This window comes from Flavobacterium sp. (genome assembly GCF_044369455.1).
GTDB lineage: Bacteria > Bacteroidota > Bacteroidia > Flavobacteriales > Flavobacteriaceae > Flavobacterium.
This window is the reverse complement of record NZ_JBIPLW010000015.1, coordinates 1-20,934: the sequence shown is the minus strand read 5'-3', so window position 1 is coordinate 20,934 and position 20,934 is coordinate 1. Positions and strand designations below refer to the sequence as shown.

Here is a 20,934-nt window from a genome sequence, read left to right as displayed (position 1 = left end):
CGATAGGCATGGGTTGGGAGATGGAAGATGGAAGATGGAACCTGCCTGCCGATAGGCATGGGATGGGAGATGGGACTGAGAACAGAGCACTTAGAACTTACATCTTACAATTCGCAATTAAAAAAAAACCTCTCCATCCGATGTTTCTGGAAGGAAGAGGTTTTTTAGATTTTATAGTGGGTTATGCTTGACCCGCTGGACCAAAATTCAGAGGGATTTGGGGTTGTTCTACATCTTTAATTTCGCCATTGGCAACTTCAAATCGGTGTATGTTTTCGCCCAATGCTTTCAGAAAACGTTTCGCATGTTGCGGGGTTAATACAATTCTCGATTTTACTTTTGCCTTTGGTGTTCCGGGCATAATCGTTACAAAATCGACTACAAACTCTGATGCAGAATGGTTAATTATGGCCAAGTTGGAATAAATTCCTTCAGCTGTATTTTCATCTAATTCGATGTTGATTTGTCCTTGTTGTTGGTTATTATCGCTCATTTTAATATTAGATTTTTGATATTAGATATTAGATTTAGATTTTAAATATTAGATTTTAAATATTAGATTTTGGAATTGTCATTGATATTGTCATTGATATCTAATATTAAAAGCCACTAATTTAAAAATAAAATAGTGGCTTTTGTTTATGAACTACTAATCTTTTAATTAATAGATGTATTCTTCTTTACTGGCCATAATCTCGTTATAGTCTTCTTTAGAACCAACAATCGTATGATCGTAATCTCTCATACCGGTACCGGCAGGGATTCTATGTCCAACAATAACATTTTCTTTAAGACCTTCAAGCGTATCAACTTTACCAGCAACGGCTGCTTCGTTTAATACTTTGGTAGTCTCTTGGAACGATGCTGCAGAGATGAATGATTTGGTTTGTAACGATGCTCTTGTAATACCTTGTAATACTGGAGTAGCGGTAGCTGTAATAACCTCTCGAGCCGAAACTTGGTTTTTATCATTACGTTTTAATAACGAATTTTCATCACGCAACTCACGTGGCGAAATAATCTGTCCTGGCTTCAATACTTCCGAATCACCAGCATCTTCAACCACTCTCATTCCATACAATTTATCATTCTCGATTAAGAAATCAGCAGTATGAATTAATTGCTCTTCAAGGAACAAGGTATCTCCCGGATCTTCCACTCTTACTTTACGCATCATCTGACGAATAACTACTTCAAAGTGTTTGTCGTTGATTTTTACCCCTTGCAAACGGTATACTTCTTGAATTTCGTTTACCAAATACTGTTGTACAGCCGATGGCCCTTGAATTCTTAAAATATCTTCTGGTGTAATTGCACCATCAGATAAAGGCACACCCGCTTTTACGAAGTCATTCTCTTGAACCAAGATTTGACTGGATAATTTTACTAGGTATTTTTTAATCTCACCAAATTTAGATTCAATAATGATTTCACGGTTACCTCTTTTGATTTTTCCAAAAGAAACCACACCGTCAATTTCAGAAACTACTGCAGGGTTTGAGGGATTACGCGCTTCCAACAACTCGGTAATTCTTGGTAAACCTCCTGTGATATCTCCCGCTTTAGAAGAACGACGTGGAATTTTTACTAGGATTTTCCCAGCTTTAATTTTCTCGCCATCTTCTACCATAAGGTGCGCACCAACTGGTAAGTTATACGAACGAATTAACTCGCCATCTTTACCATAAACCAATAATGTTGGTACTAATTTTTTATTTCTTCCTTCAGAAATTACTTTTTCTTGGAAACCAGTTTGCTCATCAATTTCAACTTGGAACGATTGTCCTTGTTCTAAATCTTCATAAGCAATTTTTCCAGTAAATTCAGAAACGATAACTCCATTATACGGATCCCATTTGCAGATGGCAGCGCCTTTTGCAACCACATCACCATCTTTCACACTGATGACAGAACCATAAGGAATGTTGTGTGTACTTAATAAGATACCTGTTTTAGCATCAACCAATTTCAATTCTGTTGAACGAGAAACTACGATATCCACTTTATTTCCATCAGCGTCTTCTCCAACAACTGTTTTTAAATCCTCGATTTCTAGTTTTCCTCCAAAACGTGCTACAATAGTAGATTCTTCCGAAACGCCACCCGCAACTCCACCAACGTGGAAAGTACGAAGTGTTAACTGAGTTCCTGGCTCACCGATAGACTGTGCTGCAATAACACCAACAGCTTCTCCTTTTTGGGTCATTTTTCCAGTGGCCAAGTTTCTACCGTAACATTTAGCACAAATACCTTTCTTCGCTTCACAAACTAAAGGAGAACGAACTTCCACTCTTTCAATTGGAGATTCTTCAATCGCTTTAACAACTGCTTCGGTAATTTGTTGTCCGGAATGAATTAAAACTTCATTATTCATCGGATTGATAACATCATGCAATGCCACACGCCCAAGAATTCTCTCTCCTAAAGTTTCAACAATCTCTTCATTTTTCTTCAATGCAGAAACTTCAATTCCTCTTAAGGTACCACAGTCAACAGAGTTTACAATAACGTCTTGAGAAACGTCGTGTAATCTACGAGTAAGGTAACCCGCATCGGCTGTTTTCAATGCGGTATCGGCAAGACCTTTACGCGCACCGTGAGTAGAAATAAAGTATTCTAAGATTGATAGACCTTCTTTAAAGTTAGAAAGAATCGGGTTTTCGATAATTTCACCACCACCTGCAGTTGATTTTTTCGGCTTAGCCATCAAACCACGCATACCGGTTAACTGACGAATTTGTTCTTTAGAACCCCTAGCTCCAGAGTCAAGCATCATATACACCGAGTTGAAACCTTGTTGGTCTTCTCTAATGTTTTTCATGGCTAATTCAGTCAATTGTGCATTGGCAGAAGTCCAGATATCAATAACTTGGTTATAACGCTCGTTATTGGTGATAAGACCCATGTTGTAGTTGATAGAAATACCTTCTACTTGTTCTCTTGCATCGGCAATCAATTTCGTTTTTTGTTCGGGAATTCTAATATCTCCTAATGAGAAGGATAATCCACCTTTGAAGGCAAATTTATACCCCATGTCTTTCATTTCGTCAAGGAACGCTGCCGTTGTAGGCACGTCGGTTACCGAAAGGATTTTTCCGATAATATCACGCAACGATTTTTTAGTCAATACTTCGTTGATATATCCAGCTGCTGCGGGTACTACTTCATTAAATAATACTCTACCGGCAGTAGTTTGGATAATTTTGTATACTAATTCTCCGTTTTCATTAAAATCTTTCGCACGTATTTTTACACGAGCATTCAATTCAACTCTTCCTTCGTTTAAAGCGATATTACACTCTTCTGCAGAATAAAAAGTCAAGCCTTCACCTAAGATTTTATGTTCTGGAACGGATAATCTTTCTTTGGTCATATAATAGAGACCCAATACCATGTCTTGTGATGGAACCGTAATTGGTGCACCATTCGCAGGATTCAAGATATTGTGAGAAGCCAACATCAATAATTGACATTCTAAAATAGCTTCAGGTCCTAATGGCAAGTGAACCGCCATTTGGTCACCATCAAAATCCGCATTAAATGCCGTACATACTAATGGGTGCAATTGGATTGCTTTTCCTTCAATAAGTTTTGGTTGGAACGCTTGGATTCCTAGTCTGTGCAAAGTAGGAGCACGGTTTAGCATTACAGGATGTCCTTTGATTACATTTTCAAGGATATCCCAAACTACTGGCTCTTTTTTGTCGATTATTTTCTTAGCTGACTTCACTGTCTTAACAATTCCTCTTTCGATTAACTTACGAATAACGAATGGTTTGTATAGTTCGGCAGCCATATCTTTTGGCAAACCACATTCAAACAATTTCATTTCTGGCCCAACAACAATTACCGAACGAGCAGAATAATCTACACGTTTTCCTAATAAGTTTTGACGAAAACGACCTTGTTTTCCTTTTAAGGAATCCGAAAGTGATTTTAAGGGTCTGTTTGATTCTGTTTTTACTGCAGAAGCCTTACGTGTGTTGTCAAATAAGGAATCTACTGATTCTTGCAACATACGTTTTTCATTTCTTAAGATTACTTCAGGAGCTTTAATCTCCATTAATCTTTTCAAACGATTGTTACGGATGATTACTCTTCTGTATAAATCGTTCAAATCCGAAGTAGCAAAACGACCACCATCAAGTGGCACCAAAGGACGCAATTCTGGTGGAATAACTGGAACTACTTTCATAATCATCCATTCTGGACGATTTTCTCTGTTTTTGTTAGAATCACGGAATGATTCTACTACTTGTAATCTTTTTAACGCTTCAGTTTTTCTTTGTTTGGAAGTTTCATTATTAGCAGCGTGACGCAATTCGTATGACAATGCATTCAAATCGGTTCTCGCTAACAAATCCATAATACATTCAGCACCCATTTTAGCCACGAATTTATTCGGATCGAAATCATCCAAATATTGGTTGTCTTGTGGCAGTGCATCTAGAATGTTCAAGTATTCTTCTTCTGTTAAGAAATCTAATCTTTGCAACGATTCCCCTTCAGCATTCACAGCAATACCCGCTTGAATTACTACGTATCTTTCGTAGTATATAATCATGTCTAGTTTCTTAGAAGGTAAGCCAAGAATGTATCCTATCTTGTTTGGTAAAGAACGGAAATACCATATATGAGCAATTGGCACAACAAGATTGATGTGTCCTACTCTATCACGACGTACTTTTTTCTCTGTAACTTCAACACCACAACGGTCACAAACGATTCCTTTGTAACGGATTCTTTTGTATTTACCACAAGCACATTCAAAATCTTTTACTGGACCGAAGATTCGTTCGCAGAAAAGACCATCACGTTCTGGTTTATGCGTTCTATAATTGATTGTTTCTGGTTTTAGAACCTCACCTCTAGACTCAGCCAAGATAGATTCTGGAGATGCTAAACCAATTGAAATTCTGTCGAATCTCTTGATGGCATTTTTAGGATCTCTGTTATTATTTCTATTATTCATCATAGTTTTTACTATTGATATTATTGAAATTATTTTTAAAGTGTTCAGTGTTCAGTTATGAGTGTTCAGTAAAGCTGTTAACTATAAACTGAACACTGATTACTTTTTGATTATTCTTCTAATCTGATGTCTAATCCAAGACCTTTCAATTCATGCATCAATACATTGAATGATTCTGGCAATCCTGGTTCTGGCATAGATTCTCCCTTAACGATTGCTTCGTAAGTTTTAGCTCTACCAATAACGTCATCCGATTTAACAGTCAAAATTTCTCTAAGCGTGCTTGATGCCCCATAAGCTTCAAGTGCCCAAACCTCCATTTCTCCAAAACGCTGACCTCCAAATTGAGCTTTACCACCCAATGGTTGTTGTGTGATAAGAGAGTATGGACCGATAGAACGTGCGTGCATTTTATCATCAACCATATGTCCAAGTTTCAACATATAGATAACTCCAACCGTTGCTGCCTGATGGAAACGTTCTCCAGTCCCACCATCATACAAATACGTATGACCAAATTGCGGAATACCTGCTTCATCAGTAAGTGCATTGATTTGTTCTAATGTTGCTCCGTCAAAAATTGGTGTCGCATACGTTCTGCCTAATTTTTGTCCGGCCCAACCAAGAACTGTTTCATAAATCTGCCCGATGTTCATACGAGAAGGTACACCAAGTGGATTCAATACGATATCAACTGGCGTTCCATCTTCAAGGAATGGCATGTCTTCATGACGAACGATACGAGCCACAATACCTTTGTTTCCGTGACGTCCCGCCATTTTATCACCTACTTTTAGTTTACGTTTCTTAGCGATATAAACTTTAGCCAATTTCAAAATACCCGCAGGCAATTCGTCTCCAACGGTGATGGTAAACTTCTCTCTTCTTAAGGCACCTTGTAAATCGTTTAATTTGATTTTGTAGTTGTGAATTAAGTCGTTTACTAATGTATTCGTCTCGTCATCAGCAACCCATTGGCCTTTGGTTAAGTGAGCGAAATCTTCAACAGCATGTAACATTTTTAGGGTGTATTTTTTACCTTTTGGCAATACTTCTTCACCTAAATCGTTCATTACACCCTGAGATGTTTTTCCGTTTACTATGTTGAATAATTTGTCTACTAATTTGTCTTTTAATTCGACAAATTTCGTTTCGAAATCCATTTCTAAAGTCGTTAAATCGTCTTTATCTTTGGTACGTTTCTTTTTATCTTTTACCGCTCTTGCGAATAACTTTTTGTCTAAAACCACACCGTGTAATGATGGAGAAGCTTTTAGCGAAGCATCTTTCACATCTCCCGCTTTATCCCCGAAGATTGCTCTTAACAATTTTTCTTCTGGAGTAGGATCTGATTCTCCTTTTGGTGTAATTTTTCCGATAAGAATGTCGCCAGGTTTTACTTCAGCTCCAATTCTAATCATTCCGTTTTCATCCAAATCTTTAGTGGCTTCTTCCGAAACGTTAGGAATATCATTAGTCAACTCTTCGTTTCCTAATTTTGTGTCTCTAACTTCCAGCGAATAATCATCAACGTGTATAGACGTGAAAATATCATCACGAACTACTTTCTCAGAAATTACAATCGCATCCTCGAAGTTATATCCTTTCCAAGGCATAAAAGCCACTTTAAGGTTTCTACCTAAAGCCAATTCTCCGTTTTGCGTTGCATATCCTTCACAAAGTACTTGTCCCAATTTCACTCGGTCCCCTTTTCTAACGATAGGTTTCAAGTTGATAGATGTACTTTGATTCGTTTTTCTGAATTTTATTAATTGGTATGATTTCTCATCTGGATCAAAACTCACCATTCTTTCCGCTTCAGTTCTGTCATACTTTATAGTAATCAGATTAGCATCGACGTATTCAACAGTTCCGTTTCCTTCAGCATTAATCAATACTCTTGAATCAGAAGCTACTTGTCTTTCAAGACCAGTTCCAACAATCGGTGCTTCGGGACGTAGTAGTGGTACAGCCTGACGCATCATGTTTGATCCCATCAATGCTCTATTTGCATCATCATGTTCCAAGAAAGGAATTAAAGAAGCCGAAATAGATGCAATTTGATTGGGCGCTACGTCTGTATAATGAACTTGTCCTGGGTCTACTACTGGGAAATCACCTTCTTCACGGGCAATCACTTTATCAGCTGTAATTTTTCCTTTAGCATCCATTTCAATGTTCGCCTGAGCAATCATTTTTCCTTCTTCTTCTTCAGCACTTAAATAAATTGGCTGCGAATTCAAATCTACTACACCATTAGTTACTTTGCGATAAGGTGTTTCTATGAATCCCATTCCGTTTACTTTAGCGTAAACACCTAAAGAAGAAATCAATCCAATATTTGGTCCCTCAGGAGTTTCAATTGGGCAAAGTCTTCCGTAGTGCGTGTAGTGAACGTCACGTACTTCAAACCCTGCTCTTTCTCTTGAAAGTCCACCTGGTCCAAGTGCTGATAATCTTCTTTTGTGCGTAATCTCGGCTAATGGATTCGTTTGATCCATAAATTGAGACAACTGGTTGGTACCAAAGAAAGAGTTGATAACCGATGATAATGTTTTGGCATTAATCAAATCGATTGGTGTAAACACCTCGTTATCTCTAACGTTCATTCTCTCACGAATAGTTCTCGCCATACGTGCTAAACCAACTCCGAATTGCTGTGACAATTGTTCACCAACTGTTCTAACACGACGGTTTGATAAGTGATCGATATCATCAATATCTGCTTTTGCATTAATTAATTCAATCAAATATTTTACAATGGTGATGATATCCTCTTTAGTAAGCACTTGCTTTTCCATTGGGATATCCAAACCAAGTTTTTTGTTCATTCTGTAACGACCTACTTCACCTAAGTTATACCGTTGGTCCGAGAAGAACAATTTATCTATAATACCACGAGCCGTTTCTTCATCAGGCGGTTCTGCGTTACGCAATTGTCTGTAAATATGCTCAACGGCTTCTTTTTCAGAATTTGTTGGGTCTTTTTGTAACGTATTGTGGATGATGGCATAATCTCCTTGATTCGCATCTTCTTTGTGTAACAAAATAGATTTAACGTTAGAATCGATAATTTCTTCGACATTATCTTTATCAATAATGGTATCTCTGTCAAGGATAATTTCGTTACGTTCGATAGAAACTACTTCACCAGTGTCTTCATCTACGAAATCCTCATGCCAAGTGTTTAATACTCTCGCAGCTAATTTTCTACCGATATATTTTTTAAGTCCTGTTTTAGAGACTTTAATTTCTTCTGCAAGGTCAAAAATCTCAAGAATATCCTTGTCTCTTTCGAATCCAATAGCACGGAATAAAGTGGTTACAGGTAATTTTTTCTTTCTATCGATATAAGCGTACATTACGCTATTGATATCGGTAGCAAATTCAATCCATGAACCTTTGAAAGGAATAACTCTAGCAGAATATAACTTTGTTCCATTGGCATGAAAAGACTGACCAAAGAAAACTCCTGGTGATCGGTGTAATTGAGAAACTACCACACGCTCAGCACCGTTGATTACGAAAGTTCCACTTGGAGTCATATAAGGGATAGTTCCCAAATACACATCCTGCACTATCGTCTCGAAATCTTCGTGTTCTGGATCAGTACAATATAGTTTTAGACGTGCTTTTAATGGCACGCTATACGTTAGACCTCTTTCGATACACTCTTGAATAGTATAACGAGGTGGGTCAACAAAATAATCTAGAAATTCCAATACAAATTGGTTTCTTGTATCAGTAATTGGAAAGTTTTCCATGAAGGTGTTGTATAAACCTTCGTTGCCTCTTTCGTCTGATTTTGTTTCCAATTGGAAGAAATCTTGAAAAGATTTTACCTGAACATCTAGAAAATCTGGATACTGCGGTATGTTTTTAGTAGAGGCAAAATTCAATCTTTCAGTCTGATTTGTTATCATCAATGAGCAAAATTTTGATTAAAAAAAAGTGATTTTTTGTGTAGAAACACTAGTAATCCATACTTTCTTTTTAAAACCGATACATCTTTAAAAATGAACCAAGTTCGCTCATTTTCTTTCTTCGTTATCGATCAAAAATTTTTCGTACTAGCAATAAAACTGGATATAATTTTATTATACGAAAAATGGTTTAGGCCCTTGGACGCATCGTCCAAGGCCTAAACCTAGTTCTAAAGCCAGTGTTGAATTATTTTAATTCAACAACAGCTCCAGCTTCTTCTAAAGATTTTTTCAAACCTTCAGCTTCTGCTTTAGTAACTCCTTCTTTGATGTTAGATGGTGCACCATCAACAAGATCTTTTGCTTCTTTCAATCCAAGACCTGTTAATTCTTTAACTGCTTTTACAACAGCTAATTTAGAAGCTCCAGCTTCTTTAAGAACTACTGTGAATTCTGTTTGCTCTTCAGCAACTTCACCACCACCAGCACCGCCAGCAGCAACTACTACAGCTGCAGCAGCTGGTTCGATACCATACTCGTCTTTTAATATTGTAGCTAAATCGTTAACTTCTTTTACAGTTAAGTTAACCAATTGTTCTGCGAATTGTTTCAAATCTGCCATTTTTTCTATCGTTTAAAATGTTCTTTAATTATTGTTTTTTAGTCTGCTCTAATTATTCTGCTACTGCGCCTTTTTGCTCTGCATTATTTAATAATGCTGCAATAACACGTTTAGCAGGCGATTGAAGTAATCCAATGATTTCTCCAATTACTTCTTCTTTCGATTTCAAGGATGCCAAGCTATCTAAAAGATTATCCCCGATATATATTTCACCGTTGATGTAAGCTCCTTTGAAAGCGGGTTTATCTGATTTTTTTCTGAAATCTTTAATGATTTTTGCAGGTGAATTAGCAATGTCTGCAATAAAAATGGAAGAATTCCCTTTTAAAACAGATGATAGATCACCGTAATCATTACTTGAAGCTTCCATTGCCTTTCCAAGCAATGTATTTTTAACTACTTCTAATTTGATTCCAGCTTTGAAACAAGCTCTTCTTAAATTTGAAGTTGTTTCAGCATCTAATCCAGAAGTATCCGCAATATATACAATATTACTTTCAGCCAACCTTGCAGTTAAATCTTCTATCGCGATTGATTTTTCTTCTCTTGTCATAATAAAATTTGTTTAACTACCAATTATACTGCTTTAGGATCTAAAGCAATAGCAGGACTCATTGTACTTGACAAGTGAATTGACTTGATGTAAGCACCTTTAGCTGCAGTTGGTTTTAATTTGATTAATGTTTGAATAATTTCGTGAGCGTTATCTACAAGTTTGTCAGCTTCGAAAGAGATTCTTCCGATTCCAGCGTGAACGATACCTGTTTTATCAACTTTGAAGTCGATTTTACCCGCTTTTACCTCTGCAACTGCTTTACCAATTTCCATAGTAACCGTTCCAGTTTTAGGATTTGGCATTAAGCCTCTTGGTCCTAATACACGTCCCAACGGACCTAATTTACCCATAATAGCTGGCATAGTGATGATTACATCAACATCAGTCCAACCATCTTTAATTTTTTGAAGGTAATCGTCCAATCCTACATAGTCAGCACCCGCAGCTTTTGCTTCTGCTTCTTTATCTGGAGTTACTAAAGCTAATACTTTAGTGTCTTTTCCAGTTCCATGAGGAAGGGTTACAACACCTCTTACCATTTGATTTGCTTTCCTTGGATCTACTCCTAAACGAACAGCAATGTCAACAGACTCGTCAAATTTTGCTGAAGCAACAACTTTCAATAAAGACGAAGCATCTTTTAAAGAATACAGTTTGTTTTTTTCAATTTTTGAAGCAGCCTCTTTTTGTTTTTTTGTCAATTTTGCCATTTCTTACCTTATTTTAGAGGAGAATCCCCAGTTACAGTTATACCCATAGATCTAGCTGTTCCAGCAATCATGCTCATTGCAGATTCAATTGTGAACGCATTTAAATCAACCATCTTGTCTTCAGCGATTCCTTTAATTTGATCCCAAGTTACGTTAGCAACTTTTTTTCTGTTTGGCTCGCCTGAACCAGATTTTAATTTAGCAGCATCCAATAACTGAATTGCAGCAGGTGGAGTTTTTACAACAAAATCGAATGATTTGTCTTTATACACGGTAATTTGTACCGGTAACACTTTGCCGGGTTGATCTTGAGTTCTAGCATTAAATTGCTTACAGAACTCCATGATATTAACGCCAGCAGCTCCCAGAGCAGGTCCAACCGGCGGCGATGGATTCGCTGCGCCTCCCTTAACTTGTAGTTTAACTACTTTACTAATCTCTTTAGCCATTGTTTTTTAAAAAATTTGCAGCGGTCTGTGGAAGCAGACGTTTGCGGTTTATAATAGTGTAACAAATTATACTTTTTCTACTTGCACAAATGCTAGTTCTAATGGAGTTTTTCTTCCGAAAATCTTAACCATTACTTCTAGTTTACGCTTATCTTCATTTATTTTTTCAATAGTTCCGTTGAAACCATTGAAAGGACCATCTACTACTTTAATGGTTTCGCCAATAGTGTATGGTATGTTTTGATTATCAACATTGACAGCTAACTCGTCAACTTTTCCAAGCATTCTATTAACTTCTGCAATTCTTAACGGAACAGGATCGCCTCCTTTTACTTCCCCTAAAAAACCAATTACACTAGTAATTGATTTTATAATATGAGGTATTTCACCAACTAAATTAGCTTCAATCATTACATACCCTGGAAAATATACTTTATCTTTTGCAATTTTTTTTCCGTCTCTAACCGTCACAACCTTTTCAGTTGGAACAAGAACTTGAGAAATGTAATCCGACATTCCTAATCTATTGATCTCCGTTTCGATATAAGCTTTGACTTTATTCTCTTGTCCACTTACCGCTCTAACGACGTACCATTTTTTTACATTATTATCGGCCATTTCAGAGAATTATGATTTTATCAAATTAAATATCCCTGCAATTGCTTTGGCACACATTTCATCTACACCCCATGTTGCTAGAGCGAAAACAATTGAAAAAACAGCCACAACAATAGTTAATCGCTGAACTTCAGACCAATCTGGCCAAGTAACATTTGATTTTAATTCTTCAAATGCTTCTGATATATAATTAACAACTTTTGTCATTGTATTTTATTTTTGCACGGGCGGAGGGATTCGAACCCCCATCAACGGTTTTGGAGACCGCTATTCTACCCTTGAACTACGCCCGTTGATTATTATTAAAAAACAGTGTCGTTTTAAAAAAAAACGACACTGGATTTCTATTTTATTAAAATTAATCTAAGATTTCAGTTACCTGACCAGCACCTACTGTTCTACCACCTTCACGGATAGCAAAACGTAAACCTATGTTCAAAGCAATTGCACTTAATAAAGCTACATCAATAGTTAAGTTATCACCTGGCATAACCATCTCCACTCCTGTTGGCAACGTAATAACTCCTGTTACGTCAGTTGTACGTACGTAAAACTGTGGACGATAGTTATTATGGAATGGGGTATGACGACCACCTTCTTCTTTTTTCAAGATGTACACCTCAGCCTTAAATTTAGCATGTGGTTTTACAGAACCTGGCTTGCAAATAACCATTCCTCTTTTGATATCTTCTTTTGCAACACCTCTTAACAAGATTCCTGCATTATCTCCAGCTTCACCTCTATCAAGGATTTGACGGAACATTTCGATACCCGTAACTGTAGAAGTCAATTTCTCAGCACCCATACCGATGATTTCTACTGGATCACCTGTATTACAAATACCTGTTTCGATACGACCTGTAGCAACAGTTCCACGACCTGTAATTGTAAATACATCTTCAACTGGCATCAAGAAAGGTTTAGCTACGTCACGAACTGGCTCTTCAATCCACATGTCTACAGCCGCCATTAATTCAAGAATTTTTGGTGTCCAAGCTGGATCATTATTCAAGCCACCTAAAGCTGAACCTTGAATTACAGGACTATTATCTCCATCATAATCGTAGAAAGATAATAGATCTCTGATTTCCATTTCAACTAACTCTAAAAGCTCCGCATCATCAACCATATCCACTTTATTCATGAATACAACAATTCTTGGAATACCAACTTGACGACCTAAAAGGATGTGTTCACGTGTTTGTGGCATTGGTCCATCAGTAGCTGCTACAACTAATATAGCACCATCCATTTGAGCAGCACCAGTAACCATGTTCTTAACGTAATCCGCGTGACCTGGACAGTCAACGTGAGCGTAGTGACGGTTAGCAGTTTCATACTCAACGTGAGACGTGTTGATAGTGATACCTCTTTCTTTTTCTTCTGGAGCATTATCAATTTGATCAAATGATTTTGCTTGACAATATCCTGCATCAGACAATACTTTTGTAATTGCTGCAGTTAATGTAGTTTTTCCGTGATCCACGTGCCCAATTGTTCCGATGTTTAAGTGGGGCTTGTTACGGTTAAAATTTTCTTTTGCCATTTTAATTAATTTTAAACTTAGTTATATATATTTATTAGTGTTCAATTTTCAATTTAATTTGAGCCAACTACGGGAATTGAACCCGTGACCTCTTCCTTACCAAGGAAGCACTCTACCCCTGAGCTAAGTCGGCAGAGAAATTTTGTTTAAAATTGTTTAAAAGTTTAAAGTTGTTTCATTTTACATTAAACTATTTAAACCCTTAAACTTTAAACTTCATTCTGTGGGGAGAGCAGGATTACTCCGATTCTCTCCATTATCCTGTACCTATAAATCGGTACTCAAACTTTAAGACCGAATTTACTCGAAAGTAAACTTTCGGATAAATTCTTATCTAAAAGCTTGTGGGGAGAGCAGGATTCGAACCTGCGAAGTTCACACAGCAGATTTACAGTCTGCCCTCGTTGGCCGCTTGAGTATCTCCCCTAACCATATTTCAATAAAAAAAGAGCCGGCGGAGGGACTCGAACCCACGACCTGCTGATTACAAATCAGCTGCTCTAGCCAACTGAGCTACGCTGGCATTATCAATAAAAAAAGTCCGCTATTTCTAACGGACTGCAAATGTATATCTTTTTGTTATTTATTCAAAACATTTTTTAAAAAAAATTATTTTAAATATGTGTTCTTATTTTTTCTTTTCTTTTTATCAATAATCGCTCTAATGATTCTGCTGAAATCTCTATGGCTTCCTCAAAAGTTTTACACTGTTTTTTGACCATAAAATCATCTCCTGGAACGTGAATTTTTACCTCTACAATTTTATTTTCTTTCTCACTTGTTTTTTCAACTTTCAAAAAAACGTCAGAAGAGACAACTTTATCATAAAATTTTTCAAGTTTACTTAATCTTTCATTTATAAAATCGACTAATTTTTTGTCAACAGTAAAGTTAACTGCATGAACATTTACCTTCATAATTATTGTTTTATTAATTAAACATTTAGAATCACTTTTTGTTTCTAGGATGGGCATTGTGATATACTTTTTGAAGTTCTGCTAAACTGTTGTGTGTGTATACTTGAGTCGAAGCCAAACTAGAATGTCCCAGTAATTCTTTCACTGAATTTATATCTGCCCCATTATTTAACAAGTGAGTTGCAAAAGTATGCCTTAATATATGGGGACTTTTTTTAACCTTCTCGGAGACATTACTAAAGTAATAATTAATTAATCGATACACAAACGAATCGTTTAATTTAACGCCATTTAACAAAATAAAAAAGTAATCATCCCCTTTATCCTGCTTTATACTTGATTTTTCGATTACATATTTTTGTACTTGTTCCGTAATAATTGGCAAAATTGGAATGATTCTTTCCTTATTTCTCTTTCCTAAAACTTTAATAGTGTTAGTAGACAAATCGATATTTTGTGTTTTTAGATGAATCAACTCGGTTCTTCTAATTCCAGTGGTATAGAACAAATCAACTATAAGTTTATCTCTCACTCCTTCAAAACCTTCTTTGTAGGTTATTTGATTCAAAACCATATCGAGTTCTTTTTCCGAAAATGGAATTTGAATTTTTTTCGGAGATTTTAATGCTTTATGTTTCAATAATGGACTCGAATCAAGTTGCTTCGTTTTTAGCAAAAATTTATAAAACGATTTTAAAGCAGCAATTTTTCTGTTGATGGATGCATTTGAAATCCCATCATCCGAAAGCGAGACAATCCAAGACCGGATTTGATTATAATTGACTGCTATCAAATTGTCATCCTCAAATTCATTCGCTAAAAAAGACTCGAAAAAGCCAATATCATTTAAATAAGCCGTAACGGTATGCTGAGAATAGTTTTTCTCTAGCAACAAATAATCATGAAAAGATTTAATATTATTCATCTGACAATTAATGTTGAGATTGCTTCGTTCCTCGCAATGACTTCCATAAAAAAAACCGTTAGCCTCAAAGTTATGAAACTTTAAGTACTCACGGTTAGTATATGTTTAGAAAAATTAGAGACTAACTTTCTAATCCGTCTTTCATGTTCTGAATGTAAGCCGCTTTTTGAATTTGTGCTCTTCTAACCACTGAAGGTTTAATGAACGCCTGACGTGAACGCAACTGACGAACAGTTCCTGTTTTGTCAAATTTTCTTTTATAGCGCTTTAATGCTCTATCGATATTTTCTCCGTCTTTAATTGGTATAATTAACATAATATAGACACCTCCTCTCGTTTAGTGGCGCAAAAGTAAACATTATTTTTAAAGAAAAAAGAAAAAAGAGAAAAGAATAAAGACATTAACAACAAAGAGCCAAAAAAAAATCTTTCTTCATAACTATTTTTGCTATTCTCCCTGCCTACCGGCAGGCAAGTATTTTCTCAATGCTATTTCACCACTCCCAAATAAATTGCTTTTTTAATTAAACCCGCAATGTTTTTTACCTGAAGCTTATAGAAAATATTTTTGCGGTGGGTTTCAATCGTGCTTTTGCTGGTATTTAATTTTTCGGCAATTTGATCCGTTGTGCATTCATTGGCAATTAACTGAATAACTTCTTTTTCCCTATCTGTTAAAATTGACTTTTTAAAATCGAAGGAATTTTCTATGATTTGTCTGCTTCCAAAATGTTTCGTGTCATTTTGAACAATATCTGTAATGATGTTGATTAGTTCTTCCGTATTTGTTTCTTTTAACAAATAACCATCAATGTCCTGAACTGACTGAAGGCTATCGAACATGCTTAGCACTAATATTTTGACGTGAGGAAAATCCTTTTTTACCATTTTGATGAATTCCAAACCATTCATTTCCGGCATCGAAATATCTGAAATAAGGATATCGGGGATATTGGTTCTAATTTTTAAAAGTGCTACTTGAGGATTGTTTTCTACAAACACTATTTCAAACTCCTTTTGATTGGATAATACGGATATCATGCCATCAAGAAACATTTGATGATCATCAACTAATGCAATTTTTATTTTATTGTTAGTTTCCATAGCGTGGAATATCAATAATAATTGTGGTTCCAGTGCCCTTATTCGATTCTATAACTATTGTTCCGTTTATTACTGAAAGACGTTCTTGAATATTTCTCAAACCTATTCCCGTTTCTTTTGAACAATCAAATCCACTGCCGTTATCCTCAAATATTACGTTTATCTGTTCATCAAAAACGGTACAGCTTAAAACAACCTTACTGGCTTTGGCGTGTTTTGAAGTATTTGTAAAAAGTTCTTGTATAACTCTGAACAACTGATAACGCGTATTATGGGATATCGCATTCATTGCGTTTTCAGGAAAAATAATTATTTCCGTATCAAATTCTCCTCTGCTTTTGTATTCTTCTTTTAACTTATTGAGTAAAAAATCAAATTCTTTTTCTTTTAAAGAACTGACACTTAAATTATGTGAAATTAATCTGAGTTCGTTAAAAGCCGTTTGCATTTTAGTAATTATCTGGTCTATTTTATTATTTTTTAAGCTTGTATTAACTTGCGAAAGCTCTAATTTTATACCCGCGAGAGCACCGCCAATTCCGTCATGAATATCTTGTGCCAATCGGTTCCTTTCCTGATCTTGCCCTTCAACCACCCCTAAAATGCGTTTCAATTCCTTTTCGCTTTCTAGTCGGGCTACTTCCTGTGAATGAATTTTATTTTCATTTTCGGCAATTATTTTCTGTGTTTTTACTCTTTGTTTATAAAAGAGTAAAAAAATAAGTAGAAAAACAATGATTATTCCGCCAACAATTAAAATGATTTGCTTTCTGCGGCTCTGTATTATTTTATCTTTAGTTAAAAGCTGAATCTTTAAATTCTTTTTATCAACCTCATATTTAGTCTGAATTTCATCAAATGCCTTGTTTTTTTTTATAGTGAAGATAGTTTCTGATAGTTTATTTTGTTTTTCTTTAATCTGTAAAGCATTTTTATAATCATTATTTTGAACATACGCCTCTGAGAGTGTATGGTATAAATTTAAAACCTGATTGGAAGGTGTATTTTTATTTATTGTGTTTAGTGCCTTTTTATAATATTCAATGGCAGTAGGAAATTGTTTCTTTTGTTTATAATAGCCACCAAAATTAAAATTAAGAAAAAAAAGCAAATTCGAATCGTCTAACTTTTGCTGTATGGATTTTGCTTGCAGTAATTGATAATAAACTGCTTTAAGCGCTTTTTCGTTTTTATATCTGATATACAAATCGCTTAAATTGATATGCAAATTAAATTCAGCATACAAATTCTTATTTTTTCGGGCTATCAAAAGTGCTTTGTTATAATATTTTGCAGCTTTCTTTTTGTCACTCGAGGCAAACAATATTGCAGTATTGGAATAGCCGCTAATGAGTTCATTATTTAAATGGTACTTTATGGCATTTTCTATATTCTGACGGTAATACTCCAATGCTTTTAAAGTGTCTTTTTGCCTAACAGAGAGGTTGCCCAAATTAACCAGAACGCACGATTTATTTTTATGAAGATTATTCCTTTCGGCAATGTCTAATGCTAATAAATAGTATTTTAAGGCTTTTTCAAACTGATTTTCATCTGCCGCAATTGTTCCTGCCTGAATATAACTAAGCGAGATGATTTTTTTAAAATTCGATTTTTTAGAAAATTCAAGCCCTTTTTTCAAATAGACCTTTGAACTGTCAACGTTATTTTTTAAATAGTGATAATAACTCAAGTTATAGCAGGTTCGGGCAAGGAGTGAGTCATTTTTTAAAACGATACTTTTTGTATAAGCTCGTTGAATAAAATAATGCGCAGCATCTAAATCTTTATCCAAAAACTTTGAAAAAGAATCAATGTCACTCTTAACCCTTTCACTACTCTTTTGAGCGTTAGCATGCACTATACAAAGAAGTAAAATTAAAATGACACTAAATTTCTTCGTTGCGATCATACACAAATATACAGTTTCCCTTAAAAATATCGCATTAAGTGGGTATAAAATATCCTTGTTTTATGGGATTGTTTTGAGTTAAGGTTTAAAATAAGTTTATAGAAAAAAATTAATTAAATCTAAAAAAGCAATGAGAACAAAAATCACCCTTCTAGTATTATTTTTTTCGCTTCCAATTTGGTCACAAACCAGTTCAGGAACAGGAACATCAACATCGGGAAATGGAGGTGGTGCCGGAATAAAGGTAACCATTTCATCAGCCCTCAACAGCAACTCAATTGAAATTCTGCCTGATCTTGATGTAGCCAACGTAATTGGATACAAAATTTACAATTCCCATCTCGAACTAAAAAAAGATGTTGCTATTGCTCCTACCAACAATGAAACCATAGTAGTAGACAATATCGAAAATGACCGATACTATATCCAATTGCTTCTTGACCAAGAAGAAGAATCAAAATGGATTATTAGTAAACAGTTCATAAAAGAATAAACTGTAAAGGTTAAAGCCAAAAATACTATAAAGAATAGGCAAAATTTTAATCCTGTTATACTATGGCAAGAACAAACAAATTATCAGGGGTATTTACTAACACATAAAAAACAGTAGTACACTGGTATTTTTCTGAATAAAGTAAAACCATTTAAGTTTTTGAAATTACTGTAAAAAAGCTCCCTATTTGTCGTTCTGATGCAGGAGGAATCGAAAGCGCTACACAAACAAGCGAGGGAATTTCATCTTGACTCTTTGATTTTACATAGATTCCTCCTGCGTCGGAATGACACTATAATGGTAAGTTATTCTACCATAGCCAAAAGAAAAATGATATAAAATACTACGATATGAAAGTAAGAACTCAAAAAAAGTATAGGAACTTGTGGGTTCCTATTCCTCCCACGGTAAACAAAAGGAATTGAACAAAATTTAATCAAACAATTTAAAAATAACAACATGAAAAAAATTTCAATTTTAAAATGCCTTGCGATAGCAAGTATTTTTTTGAGCGCAAGCTTTGGTTTTGCGCAAGTGGTAGCAGTACCCGCAGGGTGCAGAGTAGTCGTAGCCGGTATTGGTGGCACAGTAGGCCCTAACCCAACTGGTCGAGTGGGACAAGGTGGGGTGGTTGCTATGCCTGATATACTATTAGTATCTCCATTTACAACAAATCAAGGGGGAACTTTTACTTTTATTCCTCCTGTAGCTACACCGGCAATTACTACTGCTACTTGGTCACTTTTGGGTGATTTATCTAACACTACAGCTTCTAATACCGTAGGTGGTGTTACTGGTAGATTCAATGGTGCAACAAACCCACCTGCAGGATTAACTGCAACTATACTTAGTTATAATAGACGTTATAGAACTTCTGAAGGAGTTGCTCCATCTAATCCAAGCTGGGCTCGAAGCAATGGGCAAGTTCGAGTAAACTGGGCCTCTGGTGGTTGTGGAAGCTCCATCACTTTTAATGTCTATAAAAATTTTAATCCAACTATTACTACACTTGTTGCGCCTATTACACCTGTAGCTGCTGTACCTAAAATAGTAGGTCCTGATTGTTTAAAACCTAATACACAATACACCTACTCGGTAGACCAAATAGTTAGTGATAATACCGATGATGCTATAGGTTTTGACAGCTACTATTGGAGTGGTTTACCTGCAGCTTTAGCTAATGCAAGCACTACATACACTTCTGCCGATAGAAGTTCCATTACTTTTACAACTGGCGCAACTGTTTCTACATTTACCTTACGATGCTGCTATGGCAGGGTAAATCCAAACACCGCCGATGGAGGCCCATTTACAATTATAAATCAAGTAGTTACTCCAACACGTACTACTTGCGTTACTAAAACTCTTTTAATAGCGCCTGTAGCACCAGTCTTTAGTGCAACTACACTATCCACTTTGACTACTTTAAATAGTAACTTCTCTGCTTGTTTAGCCATTGGACAACCAACATTTACGATAACATACCCTAACTCTCCAACGGGTCAAAACTATACATGGTCAGCACCAAATTCTGGTTGGACTTTTAGCAATAACACTACAAGTACTACTACTACTACAGTAAGTACGAATGGTAACAACAATCCTGCAACATTAACCCTAACCATCACTGGCAACGGTTGTGATCCTGCAATATTTAATTACCAAATTAATAGAAGCCTTTCAGCCGCAACAACCATTACAGCTGTATCTCCTTCAACTAATTGTATAGGAGGTGGCACTACTCTTGTTCCTACCAATAATACCTATACTATCAATGCCAGTGCCGTAGGAGTTACGCTAACTTGGTCAACTGTTCCTGCATCTATAGCAGGTATCACGCTTACCCCTAGTGGAAATACCAATTCGGTTACCGTTACGGCTGCGGGAGCAGCAGCGGGTTCTTTTACGCTTCAAGCACAAGGAACTGCACCTTGTAGTACACCTGTTGCTAGTACTACTATCAATGTGCAACCTGCCGCACCTACATTTACTGCAGGCACGCCTAATTGCGTAGCAAGAAGTGCTTCGGCAATCACTACCGTAGGTGTTACTCCAGTAACTGGTGCTACTTACGACTGGACACCATTACCTGCAGGTGTAACTATTTCTGGAGCTAATAACATAGCAAACCCTAGTTTTATATTCAATAGTGCTGTGGGTACTAACTCGGTAACACTTAGCGTAAAA

General features: G+C 36.0%; 17 protein-coding genes, 4 tRNA genes and 1 pseudogene. 2 read left to right on the top strand and 20 right to left on the bottom strand.

The genetic code is table 11. The features are described 5' to 3' along the window. Positions 1–181: 181 nt before the first annotated feature. The 20 genes and pseudogenes from ACIQ2L_RS12180 to ACIQ2L_RS12085 form a co-directional block, all read right to left on the bottom strand. Positions 182–493, bottom strand: coding sequence for a DUF3467 domain-containing protein (locus ACIQ2L_RS12180; RefSeq protein ID WP_396159173.1), 312 nt, complete (start codon positions 491–493; stop codon positions 182–184). Between the two features lie 168 nt (positions 494–661). Beyond that, positions 662–4,975 carry a DNA-directed RNA polymerase subunit beta' gene (gene rpoC / locus ACIQ2L_RS12175; protein WP_396159171.1) on the bottom strand — a complete coding sequence of 1,438 codons (4,314 nt, stop codon included), beginning with the start codon at positions 4,973–4,975 and terminating at the stop codon, positions 662–664. Positions 4,976–5,082: 107 nt separating this feature from the next. Next, positions 5,083–8,895, bottom strand: coding sequence for a DNA-directed RNA polymerase subunit beta (rpoB, locus tag ACIQ2L_RS12170; RefSeq protein ID WP_396159169.1), 3,813 nt, complete (start codon positions 8,893–8,895; stop codon positions 5,083–5,085). A 247-nt stretch (positions 8,896–9,142) separates the two neighbouring features. Further along, the gene (gene rplL / locus ACIQ2L_RS12165; RefSeq protein ID WP_396159167.1) at positions 9,143–9,517 is read right to left on the bottom strand and encodes a 50S ribosomal protein L7/L12; all 375 of its coding nucleotides are present in this window, start codon (positions 9,515–9,517) and stop codon (positions 9,143–9,145) included. Between the two features lie 52 nt (positions 9,518–9,569). After that, on the bottom strand, positions 9,570–10,070 hold the full coding sequence (gene rplJ, locus ACIQ2L_RS12160) for a 50S ribosomal protein L10 (RefSeq protein WP_396159165.1): 501 nt from the start codon (positions 10,068–10,070) through the stop codon (positions 9,570–9,572). Between the two features lie 23 nt (positions 10,071–10,093). Then, positions 10,094–10,783 (bottom strand): 50S ribosomal protein L1, encoded by a 690-nt coding sequence (gene rplA, locus ACIQ2L_RS12155; RefSeq protein WP_396159163.1) that lies wholly within the window; start codon positions 10,781–10,783, stop codon positions 10,094–10,096. Positions 10,784–10,791: 8 nt separating this feature from the next. Further along, positions 10,792–11,232: a 50S ribosomal protein L11 gene (gene rplK, locus ACIQ2L_RS12150; RefSeq protein WP_264522323.1), complete on the bottom strand. Its 441-nt coding sequence runs from the start codon at positions 11,230–11,232 to the stop codon at positions 10,792–10,794. Between the two features lie 66 nt (positions 11,233–11,298). After that, positions 11,299–11,850: a transcription termination/antitermination protein NusG gene (gene nusG / locus ACIQ2L_RS12145; RefSeq protein WP_396159161.1), complete on the bottom strand. Its 552-nt coding sequence runs from the start codon at positions 11,848–11,850 to the stop codon at positions 11,299–11,301. 9 nt (positions 11,851–11,859) lie between these two features. Further along, positions 11,860–12,057: a preprotein translocase subunit SecE gene (gene secE, locus ACIQ2L_RS12140; protein ID WP_396159159.1), complete on the bottom strand. Its 198-nt coding sequence runs from the start codon at positions 12,055–12,057 to the stop codon at positions 11,860–11,862. A 15-nt stretch (positions 12,058–12,072) separates the two neighbouring features. Then, positions 12,073–12,143, bottom strand: a tRNA-Trp gene (locus tag ACIQ2L_RS12135). Between the two features lie 65 nt (positions 12,144–12,208). Beyond that, positions 12,209–13,396: an elongation factor Tu gene (tuf, locus tag ACIQ2L_RS12130; protein ID WP_396159157.1), complete on the bottom strand. Its 1,188-nt coding sequence runs from the start codon at positions 13,394–13,396 to the stop codon at positions 12,209–12,211. 61 nt (positions 13,397–13,457) lie between these two features. Next, a tRNA-Thr gene (locus tag ACIQ2L_RS12125) sits at positions 13,458–13,529 on the bottom strand. A 212-nt stretch (positions 13,530–13,741) separates the two neighbouring features. After that, positions 13,742–13,822, bottom strand: a tRNA-Tyr gene (locus ACIQ2L_RS12120). Positions 13,823–13,845: 23 nt separating this feature from the next. Beyond that, positions 13,846–13,919: transfer RNA gene (locus ACIQ2L_RS12115), tRNA-Thr, on the bottom strand. Positions 13,920–14,010: 91 nt separating this feature from the next. Then, positions 14,011–14,313, bottom strand: coding sequence for a ribosome hibernation-promoting factor, HPF/YfiA family (hpf, locus tag ACIQ2L_RS12110; protein ID WP_396159228.1), 303 nt, complete (start codon positions 14,311–14,313; stop codon positions 14,011–14,013). A gap of 31 nt (positions 14,314–14,344) precedes the next feature. Next, entirely contained in the window at positions 14,345–15,238 is an 894-nt protein-coding gene (locus ACIQ2L_RS12105; protein ID WP_396159155.1) for a tyrosine-type recombinase/integrase, read from the bottom strand. Positions 15,239–15,359: 121 nt separating this feature from the next. Beyond that, the gene (gene rpsU / locus ACIQ2L_RS12100) at positions 15,360–15,554 is read right to left on the bottom strand and encodes a 30S ribosomal protein S21 (protein ID WP_396159153.1); all 195 of its coding nucleotides are present in this window, start codon (positions 15,552–15,554) and stop codon (positions 15,360–15,362) included. A gap of 173 nt (positions 15,555–15,727) precedes the next feature. Then, positions 15,728–16,342 carry a response regulator gene (locus ACIQ2L_RS12095; RefSeq protein WP_396159151.1) on the bottom strand — a complete coding sequence of 205 codons (615 nt, stop codon included), beginning with the start codon at positions 16,340–16,342 and terminating at the stop codon, positions 15,728–15,730. Next, complete coding sequence (locus tag ACIQ2L_RS12090) at positions 16,332–17,588, bottom strand: sensor histidine kinase (RefSeq protein ID WP_396159226.1); 1,257 nt, start codon at positions 17,586–17,588, stop codon at positions 16,332–16,334. Before ACIQ2L_RS12090 ends, ACIQ2L_RS12095 begins: the two co-directional genes overlap by 11 nt. A 15-nt stretch (positions 17,589–17,603) precedes the next feature. Continuing rightward, positions 17,604–18,254 (bottom strand): annotated as a pseudogene (locus ACIQ2L_RS12085) (tetratricopeptide repeat protein); the annotation flags it as partial. 130 nt (positions 18,255–18,384) lie between these two features. On the opposite strand from ACIQ2L_RS12085, the gene ACIQ2L_RS12080 reads away from it, so the two are divergent. Further along, the gene (locus tag ACIQ2L_RS12080; protein ID WP_396159149.1) at positions 18,385–18,747 is read left to right on the top strand and encodes a hypothetical protein; all 363 of its coding nucleotides are present in this window, start codon (positions 18,385–18,387) and stop codon (positions 18,745–18,747) included. A gap of 459 nt (positions 18,748–19,206) precedes the next feature. After that, positions 19,207–20,934, top strand: a 1,728-nt coding sequence (locus ACIQ2L_RS12075; protein ID WP_396159147.1) for a hypothetical protein, incomplete at its 3' end; no start/stop codon positions are given.